Annotated in this window: 15 protein-coding genes; 1 reads left to right on the top strand and 14 read right to left on the bottom strand. The window is 68.0% G+C overall.

Translation table 11 applies throughout. The annotated features are described in order from the left end of the window. Positions 1 to 7: 7 nt before the first annotated feature. From accB to AC2EBS_RS13715, 10 genes are all read right to left on the bottom strand, one after another. On the bottom strand, positions 8 to 478 hold the full coding sequence (accB, locus tag AC2EBS_RS13760) for an acetyl-CoA carboxylase biotin carboxyl carrier protein (RefSeq protein WP_484728987.1): 471 nt from the start codon (positions 476 to 478) through the stop codon (positions 8 to 10). Positions 479 to 552: 74 nt separating this feature from the next. Continuing rightward, a complete protein-coding gene (aroQ, locus tag AC2EBS_RS13755) occupies positions 553 to 1002 on the bottom strand; it encodes a type II 3-dehydroquinate dehydratase (protein WP_484728986.1) in 450 nt (149 codons plus the stop codon). 136 nt (positions 1003 to 1138) lie between these two features. Continuing rightward, complete coding sequence (locus tag AC2EBS_RS13750; protein ID WP_484728985.1) at positions 1139 to 1675, bottom strand: TlpA family protein disulfide reductase; 537 nt, start codon at positions 1673 to 1675, stop codon at positions 1139 to 1141. After that, positions 1672 to 2274: a hypothetical protein gene (locus AC2EBS_RS13745; RefSeq protein WP_484728984.1), complete on the bottom strand. Its 603-nt coding sequence runs from the start codon at positions 2272 to 2274 to the stop codon at positions 1672 to 1674. The genes AC2EBS_RS13750 and AC2EBS_RS13745 overlap by 4 nt, the downstream gene beginning before the upstream one ends. 51 nt (positions 2275 to 2325) lie before the next feature. Next, entirely contained in the window at positions 2326 to 3075 is a 750-nt protein-coding gene (gene mtgA / locus AC2EBS_RS13740; protein ID WP_484728983.1) for a monofunctional biosynthetic peptidoglycan transglycosylase, read from the bottom strand. A gap of 24 nt (positions 3076 to 3099) precedes the next feature. Further along, positions 3100 to 3963, bottom strand: coding sequence for a shikimate dehydrogenase (gene aroE / locus AC2EBS_RS13735; protein WP_484728982.1), 864 nt, complete (start codon positions 3961 to 3963; stop codon positions 3100 to 3102). Further along, a complete protein-coding gene (locus tag AC2EBS_RS13730) occupies positions 3960 to 4823 on the bottom strand; it encodes a cell envelope integrity TolA family protein (RefSeq protein ID WP_484728981.1) in 864 nt (287 codons plus the stop codon). Before AC2EBS_RS13730 ends, aroE begins: the two co-directional genes overlap by 4 nt. A 4-nt stretch (positions 4824 to 4827) precedes the next feature. Then, positions 4828 to 6882: a ribonuclease catalytic domain-containing protein gene (locus AC2EBS_RS13725; protein WP_484728980.1), complete on the bottom strand. Its 2055-nt coding sequence runs from the start codon at positions 6880 to 6882 to the stop codon at positions 4828 to 4830. Between the two features lie 40 nt (positions 6883 to 6922). Next, positions 6923 to 7669: a 3-oxoacyl-ACP reductase FabG gene (gene fabG / locus AC2EBS_RS13720; protein ID WP_484728979.1), complete on the bottom strand. Its 747-nt coding sequence runs from the start codon at positions 7667 to 7669 to the stop codon at positions 6923 to 6925. Then, positions 7666 to 8268, bottom strand: coding sequence for a YqiA/YcfP family alpha/beta fold hydrolase (locus AC2EBS_RS13715; RefSeq protein ID WP_484728978.1), 603 nt, complete (start codon positions 8266 to 8268; stop codon positions 7666 to 7668). The genes fabG and AC2EBS_RS13715 overlap by 4 nt, the downstream gene beginning before the upstream one ends. A gap of 262 nt (positions 8269 to 8530) precedes the next feature. Here AC2EBS_RS13715 and AC2EBS_RS13710 point away from each other — a divergent pair, with 262 nt between their 5' ends. Then, a complete protein-coding gene (locus AC2EBS_RS13710) occupies positions 8531 to 11338 on the top strand; it encodes a zinc-dependent metalloprotease (RefSeq protein ID WP_484728977.1) in 2808 nt (935 codons plus the stop codon). A gap of 84 nt (positions 11339 to 11422) precedes the next feature. On the opposite strand, the gene AC2EBS_RS13705 is transcribed toward AC2EBS_RS13710, so the two are convergent. From AC2EBS_RS13705 to AC2EBS_RS13690, 4 genes are all read right to left on the bottom strand, one after another. Further along, a complete protein-coding gene (locus tag AC2EBS_RS13705; protein ID WP_484728976.1) occupies positions 11423 to 12526 on the bottom strand; it encodes an AI-2E family transporter in 1104 nt (367 codons plus the stop codon). A gap of 101 nt (positions 12527 to 12627) precedes the next feature. Next, a complete protein-coding gene (locus tag AC2EBS_RS13700; RefSeq protein ID WP_484728975.1) occupies positions 12628 to 13392 on the bottom strand; it encodes an MgtC/SapB family protein in 765 nt (254 codons plus the stop codon). A 115-nt stretch (positions 13393 to 13507) separates the two neighbouring features. Continuing rightward, positions 13508 to 14347, bottom strand: a complete 840-nt coding sequence (locus tag AC2EBS_RS13695; protein WP_484728974.1) for a class III extradiol dioxygenase family protein — start codon at positions 14345 to 14347, stop codon at positions 13508 to 13510. A 54-nt stretch (positions 14348 to 14401) separates the two neighbouring features. Continuing rightward, positions 14402 to 14749, bottom strand: a complete 348-nt coding sequence (locus tag AC2EBS_RS13690; RefSeq protein WP_484728973.1) for a protocatechuate 4,5-dioxygenase subunit alpha — start codon at positions 14747 to 14749, stop codon at positions 14402 to 14404. Positions 14750 to 14810: the final 61 nt, after the last annotated feature.

Genomic DNA, 14810 nt, shown 5'->3' with positions numbered 1-14810 from the left:
GGCCGCCTTATTCGATGACGAACAGGGGCTGGCCGAACTCGACCGGCTGGCCGTTCTCGCAGAGGATCTTGGTGATCGTGCCGCTCTTGTCGGCATCGATCTCGTTCATGATCTTCATCGCCTCGATGATGCAGATCGCCTCGCCTTCCTTGACCTGCTGGCCGACCTCGACGAAGGGCTTGGCGTTGGGGCTGGAGGCGCGGTAGAAGGTGCCGACCATCGGCGACTTGACCTTGTGTCCGGTCTCCTCGGCAGGGGTCGGCGCCGCGGGCGCAGCGGCCGGTGCAGCGACTGCTGCCACCGGCACGGCGGCGACGGGAGCAGCGACCGGCGCAGCGGCCGGCGCCATCACCACGCCGGCGGGCGTGCCGTCGGACTTGACGATGCGCACCTTGCCGTCGGCTTCGGTGATCTCGAGTTCAGAGATGTTCGACTCGGAGACCAGGTCGATCAGTGTCTTGAGCTTGCGCAGATCCATGAATGTTCTCCAACGGAAAAGGTGTGTTTGTTGTCAGGAAGGTGGCCGGTCACTGGCGACCAGCCCGGCTGGCCTCAGCGCGGCGCGGCCTGCTGAAGCCGGCCCAGCGCGAACTGCAGCGCCAGTGCGTAGCCTTGAGCGCCCAGCCCACAGATCACGCCTTCGGCCAGCTCTGAGAAATAGCTGTGGTGCCTGAAGGGTTCGCGCTTGTGGATATTCGAGAGATGAACCTCGACGAAGGGGATGCCCACGGCCGCCAGGGCATCGCGCATCGCCACGCTGGTGTGCGTGTACGCGGCCGGATTGATGATGATGAAGCCGGTTCCATCGCGTCCGGCGGCCTGGATACGGTCGACCAGGGCGCCTTCGTGGTTGCTTTGGAAGCTCTCCAGCTGGACACCCGCTTGTGTCGCGATCTTGGCGAGTTCAGCGTCGATCTGCGCCAAAGTCGTCGAGCCATAGACACCTGGCTCCCGGGTACCCAGGAGATTCAGATTGGGGCCATGGAGGACGAGAATCTGCATCGGATGCGCGCCGAGTCGGTCTAGAGCCGGCTCACTAGAAGCGAGAAAGGCTGAACTTTACGCTTTTTGGCCGACGATCTCGGCAAGAGTCCAAAAATTTATCGCTTGACCGTCGATGCGCTTTACGGCTGGCTTTTCAGCGCTGGCTGCTCGCCAGTTGGCGCAGTTCGGCCAGGTTGGTTGCGCCCAGCTTGCGCCAGACCACCTCGCCGGCGGCGTCGAAAGCCACGCTGAAAGGCAGGCCGCCGCTGATATTGCCGAGTGTGCGAGCCAGGTCGGTACCGGTCAAGCCGGCCAGGCCAATCGGGAAACTGACCGGGCGCTGGCGCAGGAATTCGCGCACCGGCGTCGGCGCGTCGACGGCCAGGCCCAGCACTTCCCAGCCGGCCGACTGGTGCTCGCTGCGGAACTGGTCGAGTTCGGGCATCTCCTTGATACAGGGCGCGCACCAGGTTGCCCAGAAATTGAGCAGCAGCGGCTTGCCGCGCAGAGTGGCTGCAGCGAGCGTGCTGCCGCCGGGCTGATCGAAACTGGCGGCCCAGAAGGCCTGGGCCGCCTGTGACAGCTCCTTGGGCGCATGCCTGCGCCAGGACAGGCCCAGGCCGACGGCGGCGGCTGCACCGCCAGCACCCAGGAGCAGCCATTTGCGCCGCTGCGGATTCTTTGTGCTCATGTTTGCGGGTCTTCTTCAATTAGTTTGCGCAAGGCAACGAGGTCGCCGCGTTCGCTTCGGCCCCGAGCATCGGGCTTGAGTGCACCGCGTAAGTCGTCGTGGTCGAGGATGGTCATCGCGATGGTGACGCTCTCGCCCAGTTCGCGGCAGGGAGCGGCGACGCTCAGCACGTCGACCGGCTCGCCGCGCGGCCCGCGCATCTGGCCGACGTCGTAGTCCACGCCGGCATTGAGCAGCGCGATCTCGGCGGCCTTTGAGTCGTCGCAGAACAGCTGCAGATGGATATTGGACAGCCGGGTCGCCGTGCCGCGCCAGACCGCGCCGCTCAGGTGCGGGCGGAACTCGGCCAGCCGCTCCATCCACTGTGCAGCCAGCCGGCGCAGCGCGGCGAGCTCGCCCGGCTGCGTATCGGCGCAGAACAGCGCCAGATACTCGCGCACCTCGTCTTCGAGCAAGTCGTTGTCGGGCAGGGCGCTGCGGCTGGGCAGCCCCAGGGTCTTGATCGCGCGCTGCTTGGCGGGACCGTATTCCAGCCCTTCCTCCACCACGAGGCGGGCGGCGGCAGCGGCGATCTCGCGGGCGAGTTCGGTGTGCGACATGGTGGGGCGCATCCTAGCCGGCCGGCGATGGCCTTGCCGGCGGGCAGCGCTTCAGGGCAGCTCGACCGCCCACATGCGCGCCTCGATGGTGGCGGCGCGCGAGAGCAGATAGGGCGACGCGGGGCGCTTCTCGAAGCGCTTGGGTGCCGGCAGCATCACCGCCAGGCGCGCGGCCTGAGCCGGCGAGAGCTGCGCCGCATCGACGCGGAAGTAGTGCCGCGCCGCCGCCTGGGCACCGAACAGGCCTTCGCCCCACTCGACATTGTTCAGATAGATCTCCAGGATGCGCGGCTTGCTCAGCAGGCCTTCGAGCATCATCGTCAGCGCCAGCTCTTGGCCCTTGCGCAGCAGATTGCGTTCGCCGCTGAGGAAGAGGTTCTTCGCCAGCTGTTGAGTGATGGTCGAGCCGCCGACGATCTTTGCCGTCGTCGCGGGCTTGCCGGCCGGTGCGCGGCTGGCCTGCTTGGCCGCCTGGGCTTCGGCCTTCTGGTTGCGCTCCCAGGCCTTTTCCATCGCGTCCCAGTCGACGCCGGCATGCTCGGCAAAGCTCGCGTCTTCGCTGGCGATCACCGCGCGGGCGAGGTTCTTCGAGATTGCCGCGCCCGGCACCCAGCGTTGGCTCCACTCGACCCGGTGCTTCTCGGTGGCCAGGCGCCAGATCTCGCTGCGCTGGAAGGTGGTCGATTGCGGATCCAGCCAGCTCATCAGCACGATGCGTCCGGCGAAATAGAACTGCAGCGCCAGCACGCCCAGCAGCAGCAGGGCCAGCAGGCGCAGCAGGGCGGTGAGTGGCGATCTCATGGCCGGGAGCTGAAGTCCTGCCACTCAGTGGATCGTGGCGGCATCCACCTCGGCACGCAGCGCGGCCAGCACCGGCGCGGTGTCCGGACGCAGGCCGCGCCAGACTTCGAAGGCCTCGGCGGCCTGCTCGACCAGCATGCCCAGACCATCGCGGCCTTCGGCGCCCTGCGCATGCGCCCAGGCGAGGAAGGGCTGGGCAGCCGGGCCGTACATCATGTCCAGCGCCAGTGCACCCGGGGCCAGCACGCCGGCCGCCACCGGCACGCCGGCGCCGGCGAGGCTGGCGCTGGTGCCGTTGACCAGCACGTCGAAGCCCTGGCCGCAATCGTCCAGCGCGCTGGCGCGCAGCTGCACGCCATGTTGCGCAGCCCAGTCGCGGTGCGACTCGATCAGCGCCTGCGCCTTGTCCACACTGCGGTTGGCCACGGTGATCTGCGCCGGGCGTGCGGCGATCAGGCTGCCCAGCACGCCGGCCGAGGCACCGCCAGCACCGAGCAGCAGCACGCGCTTGCCCGCCAGCGGCCGGCCGGCATTGCGCTCGATATCGCGCACCAGGCCGGCGCCATCGGTGTTGTCGCCGAACCAGCCCTGGTCGTCGAAGCGCAGCGTGTTCACCGCGCCGGCCAGCGCGGCGCGCGGGCTCAGGCGCGCGGCCAGCGCATGGGCTTCGAACTTGAAGGGCACGGTGACATTGCAGCCCTTGGCGCCCGACGCGGCAAAGGCGCGGATCGCGTCGGCAAAGCCGTCCAGCGGGCACAGCAGGCGTTCATACACCAGCGCCTGCCCGGTCTGCTCGGCAAAGCGGGCGTGAATGGCCGGCGAGCGGCTGTGCGCCACCGGGTTGCCGGCGACGGCGTAGAGATCTGGCTTGACTGCGGTCTGGCTCATGGGTTCTGTCCGGACAGGCTGGTCTCCAGCCCGTCCTCGCGGGTGAAGCGGAAGCGCGAGGTGATCACCAACACCTCGGCACCGCGGCGCATCGCTGCCGTGAAAGGGCCGAAAGGCGCGGCAGCGCGCACGATGGCCAGCGCGCGACGGTCCAGCACCGCATTGCCGGAGCTGGCGACGATGTCCGTCTCGATGACGCGGCCGCGCGCGTCCACATGGATGTTCAGCACCAGCTCGCCGTAGAGCTTCTTGCCCTGGAAGGTGGGGAAGTCGCGCGTGCCGCGCTCCTCGATCTTGCGGCGCAGGCCGTCGTAGTACTGTGCATAGACCACCTCGCGCGTGGCCGGGCTGATGTAGCGCTTGCGCGGGCGGGCGTTCTCTTCGTTGACGCGCTTCTCGATCTCGGCGAGCAGCTGGATCAGGCGGCGGCGCTTCTCGGCGCGCTCCTGCGCCTCGGGCGTGCCCTGGTCGCGCTGCGGGTCGGGCGGCGGCAGCAGCGCCAGCTCGCGGCGCACGGTAGCCAGCAACTGCTCCTGCTGCTCCTGCAGCTTGGCGATCTGCGCGCGCTGCACCTCGTTGGCCTCGCCCGCTTCCAGCAGCGGCGAGGGCGGCAGCGGCGATGTGGCGCGGCCGCTGTCGGCCTCGCCGCCGCCAGCCAGATTGGCCTGGGCCAGGGCCTGCGCCTTGACCGGCTTCTCGTTGCCGCGGGTGTTGACCAGCACCACTTCCAGCGGCGTGTCCTCGAAGATGCGGTTGAAGCGCTCGGGGTCGGCAACGCGCAGCGCCAGCAGGCCGCCGTGCAACAGCAGCGACACCGCCAGGGCGCGCTGCAGCAGCGAGAAGCGGGCCAGCACCCCCATGGCTTCAGCTGCCCGCCGCCTCTGCGGGTGGGGCGGCGCTGCCGTCGCCGGCTTCGTCGGCACCGATGTCGATCGCCAGCGTCAGCGCGCCAGCCGGGGCCTCGCCGGCCTCGTCTTCCTCTTCCTCGATCGCGGCTTCGTCGGCGACCTTGTCGTCGAGGCGCGTAATCAGTGAGGCATGCACATCGAGCGTCATCTCGTCGATGCCGGTGATGCGCACCTTCACATGCGTGCCGCGCTCGAGGCTTTCGCAGCCCAGCGCGCGGAAGACCAGCGGCAGCGTGTCGGCTCGCACCAGCCCGTCCTTCATCACCGCGGCGGTGAGCTCGGTGACCTCATGCTGCTGCAGCCAGCGCAGCGTCCAGTAGCGCTCGATGCCGCTCTGGAAGCCGTTGTAGGCGGTGTAGGCCGCGTCGAAGGCCGAGATGATCGAGAACAGCTGCGCATCCTTAGGTCTAAAGGGCGCGGCCAGCGCCGCGGTCTTGCCATGACGCGCGCAGGCGATGATCTGCCACTGGTTGACCAGGTCCACATAGCGGCGCAGCGGCGAGGTCGCCCAGGTGTACTGCGCCACGCCCATGCCGGCATGCGGCAGCGCCTTGGTACCCATGCGCACCTTCATGCCCGGCGCCAGGCTGGCCTGGCTGCGGTAGATGCCCGGCAGGCCCAGCTGCGCCAGCCAGCCGCCCCAGGTCGAGTTGGCGAGGATCATCGCCTCGGCCACGATCAGGTCCAGCGGCGCGCCGCGCTGGCGGGTGCTGATCGTCACCTGCTCGCTGCCGGTCGGCTCGGTCAGCCCGCCGCTGTCGAGGCGGAAGGTGTAGTCCGGCCGGTTGAAGGTCTCGGGCTTGCCGCGCACCACTTCGCGCTTGGCCTTCAGGTCCTTGGCCAGGCGGAAGGCGAAGGCCAGCTCGGCGGCAAAGTCGTAGTCGGCGGCGGCCTCGCCCGTCAACGAGGCCTCGGTGATGATGGCGTCGAGCTTGTCGTGGCGCAGATTGGCGACGATGGGCACGCGCTCCAGCTTGGTCTCGCTGCCCTTGATCTCCAGCGTCGCTTCGTCGAGTGTGAAGTAGATCGACACCGCGGGGCAGTCGCGGCCCTCGATCAGCGTGTAGGTCTGCACCACCTCGTCCGGCAGCATGGTCAGCTTCCAGCCCGGCATGTAGACGGTGGACAGGCGCTCGCGCGCCACCTTGTCCACCGGCGAGTCCGGCTGGATCGCCAGGGCCGGTGCGGCGATGTGCACGCCGAAGACCACCGTGCCAGTCCCCAGCCCCTGGAAGGACAGCGCATCATCGATCTCGGTGGTGTGCGAATCGTCCACCGAGAAGGCGCGCACGGCAGCCAGCGGCAGTTCCTCGGTGATCGCCGGCGCAGCCAGCGCCGGGAAGCCGGTGCCCTTGGGGAAGTTCTCGAACAGGAAGCGCTTCCAGTGGAACTGGTAGGGGCTGGACAGGGCGCCCGCAGCCTTCAGCAGCTCCAGCGGGCCTTGCTGTGCGCGCTTGCTCGCCTCGACGACGGCCTTGTACTCGCTGGCGTTCTTGTCGGGCTTGAAGAGGATCTTGTAGATCTGCTCCTTGATCGGTGCCGGGCACTGGCCCTGCACCAGCTCCTCGGCCCAGGCTTCAACTTGAGCGGCCTGCTGGCGCTTGCGCTCGATGCCCAGCAGCGCGGCCTTGACGATCTCCTCTGGCGCTTTCTTGTAGACGCCCTTGCCGGCACGACGGAAGTAGTGCGGCGCCTCGTGCAGCTTGAGCAGTGCCGCCACCTGGTGCGCGGTGCTCGCCTTGGCATCGAAATAGTCGCGCGCCAGATCGGCGAAGCCGAACTCGCCCTCGGGCGCGAACTCCCAGGCCAGATCGAGGTCGATCTGCTGCGCGAGCTGCTGCGCCTCGGCCAGCAACTCGGCCGGCGCGGGCTTGTCGAACTTGAGCAGCACATTGGCTGCCTTGACCTTGACGCGCTTGCCCGAGTCGAGCTCGATCTGCATCGAACTCTCGGCTTCGGACATCACGCGGCCGGCGAGGAACTTTCCGGCTTCATCGAACAGGGCGAACATATGGGGGCGGATTGTCGCTGAAGCGCTCCACCCGCCCGGCTCAGACCGTCATGCCGCCCGAGACCTCGAGCACCGCACCGTTGACATAGCTGGCCTCGTCGCTGGCCAGGAAGGCGTAGACGTTGGCGATCTCTTCGGGCTTGCCCAGACGCTTCAGCGGCACATGGGCGCGCATCTCGTCCAGCACCTTGTCCGGGATGGTCGACAGGATGGGTGTCTCGATGAAGCCCGGCGCCACCGCGTTGACGCGCACGCCCTTGGGGCCGAGCTCGCGGCTCCAGGTCTTGGTGAAGCCGATCACGCCGAACTTGGTGGCGGCGTAGTTGGTCTGGCCGAAATTGCCGTAGATGCCCACCACCGAGCTGGCGTTGAGGATCACGCCAGAGCCCTGCGCCACCATGGTGTCGGCCACCGCCTGTGCGCAGTGGAAGACACCGCGTAGGTTCACGTCGATCACCGCGTCGAACTGCTCCAGCGTCATCTTCTGCAGGCGCGCGTCCTTGGTGATGCCGGCGTTGTTGACCAGCACGTCGATGCGGCCGTACTTGGCCTTGACCGCGGCGATCACCGCATCGACCTGCTCGCGCGAGGTCACGTCCAGCACCATGCCCTCGGCCTGGGCGCCGGCGGCGCGGCACTGTGCGGCGGCGTCCTCGACCGCCTGCGGCTTGATGTCGCAGACGATGACGATCGCGCCTTCGCGCGCGAACTTCAGCGCGGTGGCCAGGCCTATGCCCTGCGCGCCGCCGGTGATGATGGAAACCTTGTTTTGCAGTCGCTGTGTCATAAGAGGAGGAAGTCGGTCAGTTCGGAAAGGTAGTCGTCGAAATCGGTGAGTCCGTGGTCGCTGTCTTCGAGCAGCTTGATGCGGCAGCCCTGCGCATAGCGCGCGTGCATCTCGCGCCAGTCCAGCACCTCGTCGCCCTTGGCGATCACCGCGAGCAGGCGCCCGGGATGGGCCAGCGCGCCGTTGACCTGCAGCGCGCGCAGCTCGGCGACGAACTCGGGGCGGAAGAAGAAGCGCTCTTCCGGGTTCTGCCAGCAGCTGTGCTCGCCGATGTATTGCGCCAGATCCCGGGCGGGATCGACGGCGGGGTTCAGCAGCACGGCGCGACAGGCATGCTCTTGCGCAAGCACGGTGGCATAGAAGCCGCCCAGCGAGCTGCCCATCAGCGCCATCGTGTCGCGCGGCCAGTCGGCGACGATGGAGCGCGCCAGCGCGATCGCCTCGCGCGGCGAGGGCGGCAGCTGCGGGCAGGCGAAGACCAGATCCGGGCGATGTTCGCCCACCCAGCGCGCCATGCGCTGCGCCTTGGTCGAGCGCGGCGAGGAGCGAAACCCGTGCAGGTAGAGCAGGTGGGTGGTCTTCTGGGCTGTCGTGGACATGGCGCGCCAGTCTAGCCACAGCGGCTGTCCCGGCGCTGTCTGTCGGGTGACTCCGGTCGCATCAGGGTTGTCCTGGGGTGCTGCCCGGCGATGCGACGAAGTGCGGATTCCTAGGCGTCGGTGGGGTCTGCTGGCATTGACGGCCGCGGGGACGGCGGCGAAAGTCTGCGCCTTTGTACAAATCTTCCGGCCGGCGCGGGTATGCCCCAGCAGCGCGCAGCTGCCTGCACAGGCCGGCCAAACCATTGCACCAGGGATACGCATGAGCGCACAACACAAGCATCGTGACCTCCAAGCGGGCCGTCAGGGACTGGCTCTGTCTGCCGTCGCCACGGCCATCGTGCTGCTGAGCGGCTGTGCCGGCCTGCCCGGCGCCGCCCCGACCTCAGCCGAGGCCAAGCCCGCAGCGGCCAGCGGCAAGCCCGCCGCGGAGGCCAAGCCTGCGGCCAACAGCGGCAAGCCGGCCGCCGATGGCAAGACCGCGGCCGCAGCCCCCGCTGCCGGCACTTCGGCGCCCGCTGCCGCCAAGCCGCCTGCCGACCCCACGGCGCCAAAGCCCTTCGCCGAGGTGACCAAGGACGCCAAGCGCATCGACGGCCTGTTCCCGATCTGGCGCAAGGACGACAAGGTGTGGCTGGAGATCCCCAAGGAGATGCTTGGCAAGCCCTTCCTGTTCACCGTCAACATCGCCAACTCGGTCGGCGAGCGCGGCCTTTATGCCAGCCAGATGGCCGGTGACCTGATGGCTGAGTTCCGCCTGGTGGGACGCCAGGTGCAGCTGCTGGCGCCGAATATGAAGTTCCGCGCCATCTCCGAGCAGGGCAGCAAGCTGGCCATCGAGCAGGCCTTCTCGCCCAGCCTGCTGGGCGCCGGCCCGATGGCCGCCGCCGAGCATCCCGAGCGCAAGTCCATCCTCGTCGACGCCTCCTTCCTGCTCAGCGACATCCCCGGCTACTCGACCCGCCTGGAGATGGCCTACCGCCTGCCCTTCGCGCTGGACAAGGCCAATTCCTCCTTCGCGAAGCTGCGCGCCGATGCCAAGCTGACCACGATGAATGCCCGCGTGCACTTCGCCACGCCGCGCATCCCGGCCCCGCCGCTGACGCCCGCGCCGGTGCCCACCCCGACGCCGCCGCAGGCCACGCCCGATCCGCGCAGCCTGTTCGTCGAGTTCGTCTACAACTTCAAGGCCCTGCCCGAGCAGCCGATGGCCCCGCGCCACACCGATCCGCGGCTGGGTCACTTCATGGAGTCCTTCACCGACCTGGGCGGCGACCTCAAGGCCAATCCGCGCGTGCACTATGTGCAGCGCTGGCGCCTGGAGAAGAAGGACCCGAGCGCGGCTCTGTCCGAGCCGGTGACGCCGATCACCTACTGGATGGACAAGAATATCCCGCCCAAGTACCGCGCCGCGGTGGAGGCCGGCATCCTGGAGTGGAACAAGGCCTTCGAGAAGATCGGCTTCAAGAACGCCCTTGTCGCCAAGCAGCAGCCTGACGATGCCGATTGGGACAATATGGACGCCAGCCATGCGTCGATCCGCTGGTTTGTCGGTGCCGACGTGGGCTTCGCCATCGGCCCCAGCCACACCGACCCGCGCACCGGCGAGATCCTCGATGCCGACATCGGCATGAGCGACGTGTTCGCGCGCGGCTCGCGTCGCTTCCTCGTCGAGGACGTGGCCGGCATGAGCTCCGAGCAGCGCCTGGCGCAGCTGAGCCTGGGCTGGAAGGAGGGCAAGACCAGCGCGGCCTACTGCAACTACGCGCGGGAAGCCGTCGCCGAGATGGACTTCGCGCTCGACCTGCTCGAAGCGCGCGGCGACATCGCGCCGGACAGCCCCGAGGCCGAGGCCTTCGTCAACTCGGTGATCAAGGACGTCGTGGCCCACGAGGTCGGCCACACGCTGGGCCTGAAGCACAACTTCAAGGCCTCCACCACCGTGACGCAGGCGCAGCTGAAGGACAAGGCCTTCACCGAGGCCAACGGCCTCTCGGGCTCGGTGATGGACTACAACGCCTACAACATCCCGCTCAAGGGCGAGGCGCCGACCAGCCTGAACAACACCACGCTGGGTGCCTACGACTACTGGGCGATCGAGTATGCGTACAGCCAGTTCCCGGCCGACCAGGAGAAAGCCGAGCTGGCGCGCATCGCCGCCAAGAGCACCGATCCCAAGCTCGCCTATGCGGACGATGCGGACGCTGGCGGCTTCGGCGCCTACGACGGCATGGACCCGCTGGCCAACCGCTTCGACCTGGGCGACGACCCGCTGGCCTACTACAAGAAGCGCCTGAAGCTTTCGCAGGAGCTGTGGTCCCGCGTGCAGGAGCGCAAGCCCCAGGCCGGCGACGATCCGCTGCGCCAGCGCCGCGTGCTGATGTCCGGCTTCAACCAGCTGGGTCGCGCCGCCGAGCTGGTGGGCAAGTATGTCGGCGGCATGCATGCGCTGCGCGACCTGCCTGGCACCACCGGGCGTCCGGCCTTCCGCCCGGTCGAACCGGCCAAGCAGCGCGAGGCCCTGCAGTTCCTCGCTACCGGCCTGTTCAGCGCGGACAGCTTCCGCTTCAAGCCCGAGCTGCTGTCCTCGCTGACGGTGGACTACAACGAGTGGGAGCGCGGCGGCCTGCTGAACATCCCGGCCTCGGTGGCGCGCGTGCAGCTGGTTGCGCTGGACCGTCTGCTCAATGCCAACACCGCCAGCCGCCTGCTGGACCTGCCGGGCTATTTCGAGCCGGCGCAGCGCAAGGGCCTGATCTCGCTGCAGGAGGTCTATGCCACGCTGCAGGGTGCGATCTGGAGCGAGCTCAAGAGCGGCAGCGAGATCGACCGCCTGCGCCGCAATCTGCAGCGCGAGCATCTGAAGCGCCTGCAGACGCTGCTGACCAAGGGCTCGCCGGCGCTGCCGCCGGACGCGCTGAGCCTGCTGCGCTACAACGCCACGCAGCTGCAGGCCGAGCTGCGTGCCGCGGTGGGCAAGGGCGGCCAGTCGGTCGAGACCCGGGCGCATCTGGCCGAGAGCCTGGGTACGCTGAGCGAGGCGCTGCGCGCGACGATGCAGCGCAGCTGATTCCGGTACGGCGCATGGGCTGACACAGCCCAGCCTGCCGGATCGTCATGACAAGGCCCCGCGAAGTCGGGGCCTTTGTCTTTTTCAGTCGCTCGCTTGCTGCTGCTCGTCGCCCTCGGCTCGCGGCCGCTCACTGGCGACGATGTTCCAGGCGGCGACGAACATCGCGGCAATCAACGGGCCGATGACAAAGCCGTTGATGCCGAACACCGCCATGCCGCCCAGCGTCGAGATCAGCACCAGATAGTCCGGCAGCTTGGTGTCCTTGCCGACCAGCAGGGGGCGCACCAGGTTGTCGACCAGGCCGATGACGAAGGTGCCGTAGGCGACCAGGCCTATGGCCGCGCCGGTCTCGCCGGTGGCAAACAGGTAGATCGCCACTGGCACCCAGACCAGGCCGGCGCCGACCGCGGGCAGCAGCGAGAGGAAGGCCATCACGACGGCCCACAGCACCGGCGCATGCACGTCCAGCACCCAGAACGCGAGGCCGCCCAGAGCGCCCTGCAGCGCGGCCACGGCGATATTGCCTTTCACGGTGGCGCGGATCACCGCGCTGAACTTCTCGCCCAGCCGGCTCTTGTACTCGTCGGGCAGCGGCAGCGCGTCGCGCAGCAACTCGGTAATGCGAGGTCCGTCGCGCAGCAGGAAGAACAGCAGGTAGAGCATCACGAAGAAGCCGACCACGAAGTCCAGCGTGTCCTGGCCGAAGCCGTAGGCCTTGCCGGCCAGCGCCTGGCCCAGCTGCGCCAGCAGGCCGCCGGCTTTTTGCTGCAGCACCATTGGGTCGCTGATGCCCATGCGCGAGAGCAGGTTCAGAGCCCACTCAGGCAGCACCGCATAGACCTGGGCCACATAGGCGCTGAAGCTGATCTGCCCGGTCTTGAGCAGTTCGTACAGCGCGGCCGCCTCCTGCACCAGCAGGGCCGACACGACAGCCAGCGGCAGCATCACCAGCAGCAGGATCAGCGTCAGCGTCGCGATGGCCGACAACGTCGCCCCCCAGCGGAAGCGCTGCATCAGCGTCTTGTGCAGCGGCGCGAAGACGATGGCTGTGGCCGTGCCCCACAGCACCGCGCCGTAGAAGGGCAACAGGATCCAGCCGAAGGCCAGGGTCACCAGCGCCAGCAGCAGCAGGAAGCTGCGGTCGCGCAGGGCGGCACTGTGGTGGGGGCGTGGTTTCTGGGACATGGTGTGGCGGCGTCAGGCGCGGATGGCGTCGACGCGGATGGTAGCGGCAGGCGGGGGGAGGGGCGGTCGCCGAGTGCGCAGGCACTCGCCTCGGTCGGACCTCAGTTACGTGCGTGGGTGACGCGGTAGTCTTCGACGCCGTCCAGCGCGAGCAGCTGGCTGGACAGGCGGGTGAGCGTCTCGCCGGCGTAGTTGCGCTTGGCGGTGCAGACGAAGCGCCATTCCTCGCGGTCGGCGGCGAATTCGATGCTCAGCGATCCGGGGGCGAAGCGGTAGCCGTGCTGCTCGGTGAAGGCAGCCAGTTCGTCCTGGCTGAAGCGCCGGCCCGGCTGGCCGCGCAGCATCACCGCGATGGCCGGATGCGAGGGCAGGCGCGCTTCCATCTTCGCGCCCCACATCATCAGGCTGGCGCAGAGCACGGTCAGCATGATGGCCGCGAAGTAGAAACCCATGCCTAGCAAGATGCCCACCGCCGACGAGGCCCACAGCGAGGCCGCCGTCGTCAGGCCGCTGATGTTCATGCCCTCGCGCATGATCACGCCGGCGCAGAGGAAGCCGATGCCGGTGACGATGCCCTGGATCACCCGCGTCGGGTCTATGGCCAGCGGCACCATGGTGCTGCCGGCCAGATGGCCGCCGTACCACTGCTGCGGGTAGCCCAGCAGGATGATCACGCCGGTGGACGCCACGCAGACCAGCGCATAGGTGCGCATGCCGGCGGCGCGGCCATGGTAGGCGCGCTCGTAGCCGAGCAGCAGGCCCAGCAGCGTGGCCGCCAGCAGGTGCATCAGCATCAGCACATTGGCCTGCCACTGCTCGGCGCTCCAGTAGCGCAGCAGGGCTTCGGGGTCGAGCAGGTCATGCATGCGGGGCGCCTCCTCGCCGGCGCAGCAGCCGGACTATGGCGCAGCATGGCATGGCAAAGGCGCCGCGAGCAAGCTTGCCGGCGGCGCCCGGGGCCGAATGTGGCGAGAAGCCCAGTCAGTCCTGCGGCTCGAGCACCATCAGGCCGGCCGCGGTGTTGGAGATGGGGATGTGATAGTTGCGATGCACTTCGCGCGCGCCCTTGCCCAGCGCGGCGCGCGTGGCCAGCCACATCAGCAGCTCGACACCCTGGGTGCCGCTCTTCTCGACCAACTCATGCGTGTTGAACTGCGTGGCCCACTTGGGGTTCTTGGTCAGGCTGTCCATGAACTCGAGGTCGAAGGGCTTGTTGATGAAGCCCGCGCGCTCGCCATCGAGCTGGTGGCTCAGGCCTCCGGTGCCGAGGATCAGCACGCGCTTGTCGGCGTCCCAGGCGCGCACGGCGTTGCCGATCTGCTCGCCGAGCGCATAGCAGCGCTTGGCCGAGGGGATGGGGAACTGCACGGTGTTGATGCACACCGGCACCACGGTCACCGGCCACTTCTGGTCGGGCCACAGCAGCGCCATCGGCAGCGTGAAGGCGTGGTCGACCAGCATCTCCTGGCAGGTGGTGATGTCGAACTCGGCATCGACGAGATGCTCGACCAAATGCCAGGACAGCTCGCGGTTGCCGGTGAAGGGCGGCACCTGCGGGATGCCCCAGCCCTCGTCGGCATTGCGGTACTCGGCCGCCGCACCGATCGAGAAGGTGGGCATCTTGTCGAGGAAGAAGTTCAGTCCGTGGTCGTTGTAGACCACCACCACCACGTCGGGGCGGGCGTCGTTGAGCCATTCGCGCACATTGATGAAGCCGTCGAAGAAGGGCTTCCAGTAGGGATCCGCCTGCAGCTTCTTGGCGATCGCGCCGCCGATGGCGGGCACATGGGAGGTGGTGACGGCGCCGACGATCTTGGCCATGGGTGCTCTCCGGTTCTATCGTTCTGTGTGTATGGGACTGGCTGCGTAGCCTGCTTACTGCTGCTCGGCGGCGGCGCGCAGCTTGGCCTTGAACTCTTCCTTGCTCATGCCGGTCTGCTGGGCGCCGATGTCCTGCATGTCCAGGCCGAAGATGCCGGCGAACTTGGCCAGGTAGTAGGCATTGCCGCCGGCGGCGATCAGCTGCAGCACATTGCGCGCGCGGATCGCGGCGGCCTGCTGCTCATTGAGGCCGTACTTGCGCATATAGCCCTCCTCATCGGCGAGGAAGGCCTTGCGGTTCGCCTCCTCGTTGAAGGAGAAGCACATCTTGTTGAGGGCATAGCCCTTCATGGCCTGCTGGCCGTCGAAGAGCACGGTGCCGGGGATGTTGGGGTTGCACATGGGGGCTGCCTCGCTGCTTGTTTGACTCGGGGTTGATGCAAATCTGCTGCGCAGTATGGGT

Source organism: Roseateles sp. T103, from assembly GCF_057219915.1.
Note: the sequence above shows the minus strand (reverse complement) of the source record. Positions and strands in the feature narration are given on the sequence as shown.

What these genes read in the sequence shown, in the direction of transcription:
- accB (WP_484728987.1), bottom strand. Translation starts at nt 478, where the DNA reads ATGGATCTGCGCAAGCTCAAGACACTGATCGACCTGGTCTCCGAGTCG.
- aroQ (WP_484728986.1), bottom strand. Translation starts at nt 1,002, where the DNA reads ATGCAGATTCTCGTCCTCCATGGCCCCAATCTGAATCTCCTGGGTACC.
- AC2EBS_RS13750 (WP_484728985.1), bottom strand. Translation starts at nt 1,675, where the DNA reads ATGAGCACAAAGAATCCGCAGCGGCGCAAATGGCTGCTCCTGGGTGCT.
- AC2EBS_RS13745 (WP_484728984.1), bottom strand. Translation starts at nt 2,274, where the DNA reads ATGTCGCACACCGAACTCGCCCGCGAGATCGCCGCTGCCGCCGCCCGC.
- mtgA (WP_484728983.1), bottom strand. Translation starts at nt 3,075, where the DNA reads ATGAGATCGCCACTCACCGCCCTGCTGCGCCTGCTGGCCCTGCTGCTG.
- aroE (WP_484728982.1), bottom strand. Translation starts at nt 3,963, where the DNA reads ATGAGCCAGACCGCAGTCAAGCCAGATCTCTACGCCGTCGCCGGCAAC.
- AC2EBS_RS13730 (WP_484728981.1), bottom strand. Translation starts at nt 4,823, where the DNA reads ATGGGGGTGCTGGCCCGCTTCTCGCTGCTGCAGCGCGCCCTGGCGGTG.
- AC2EBS_RS13725 (WP_484728980.1), bottom strand. Translation starts at nt 6,882, where the DNA reads ATGTTCGCCCTGTTCGATGAAGCCGGAAAGTTCCTCGCCGGCCGCGTG.
- fabG (WP_484728979.1), bottom strand. Translation starts at nt 7,669, where the DNA reads ATGACACAGCGACTGCAAAACAAGGTTTCCATCATCACCGGCGGCGCG.
- AC2EBS_RS13715 (WP_484728978.1), bottom strand. Translation starts at nt 8,268, where the DNA reads ATGTCCACGACAGCCCAGAAGACCACCCACCTGCTCTACCTGCACGGG.
- AC2EBS_RS13710 (WP_484728977.1), top strand. Translation starts at nt 8,531, where the DNA reads ATGAGCGCACAACACAAGCATCGTGACCTCCAAGCGGGCCGTCAGGGA.
- AC2EBS_RS13705 (WP_484728976.1), bottom strand. Translation starts at nt 12,526, where the DNA reads ATGTCCCAGAAACCACGCCCCCACCACAGTGCCGCCCTGCGCGACCGC.
- AC2EBS_RS13700 (WP_484728975.1), bottom strand. Translation starts at nt 13,392, where the DNA reads ATGCATGACCTGCTCGACCCCGAAGCCCTGCTGCGCTACTGGAGCGCC.
- AC2EBS_RS13695 (WP_484728974.1), bottom strand. Translation starts at nt 14,347, where the DNA reads ATGGCCAAGATCGTCGGCGCCGTCACCACCTCCCATGTGCCCGCCATC.
- AC2EBS_RS13690 (WP_484728973.1), bottom strand. Translation starts at nt 14,749, where the DNA reads ATGTGCAACCCCAACATCCCCGGCACCGTGCTCTTCGACGGCCAGCAG.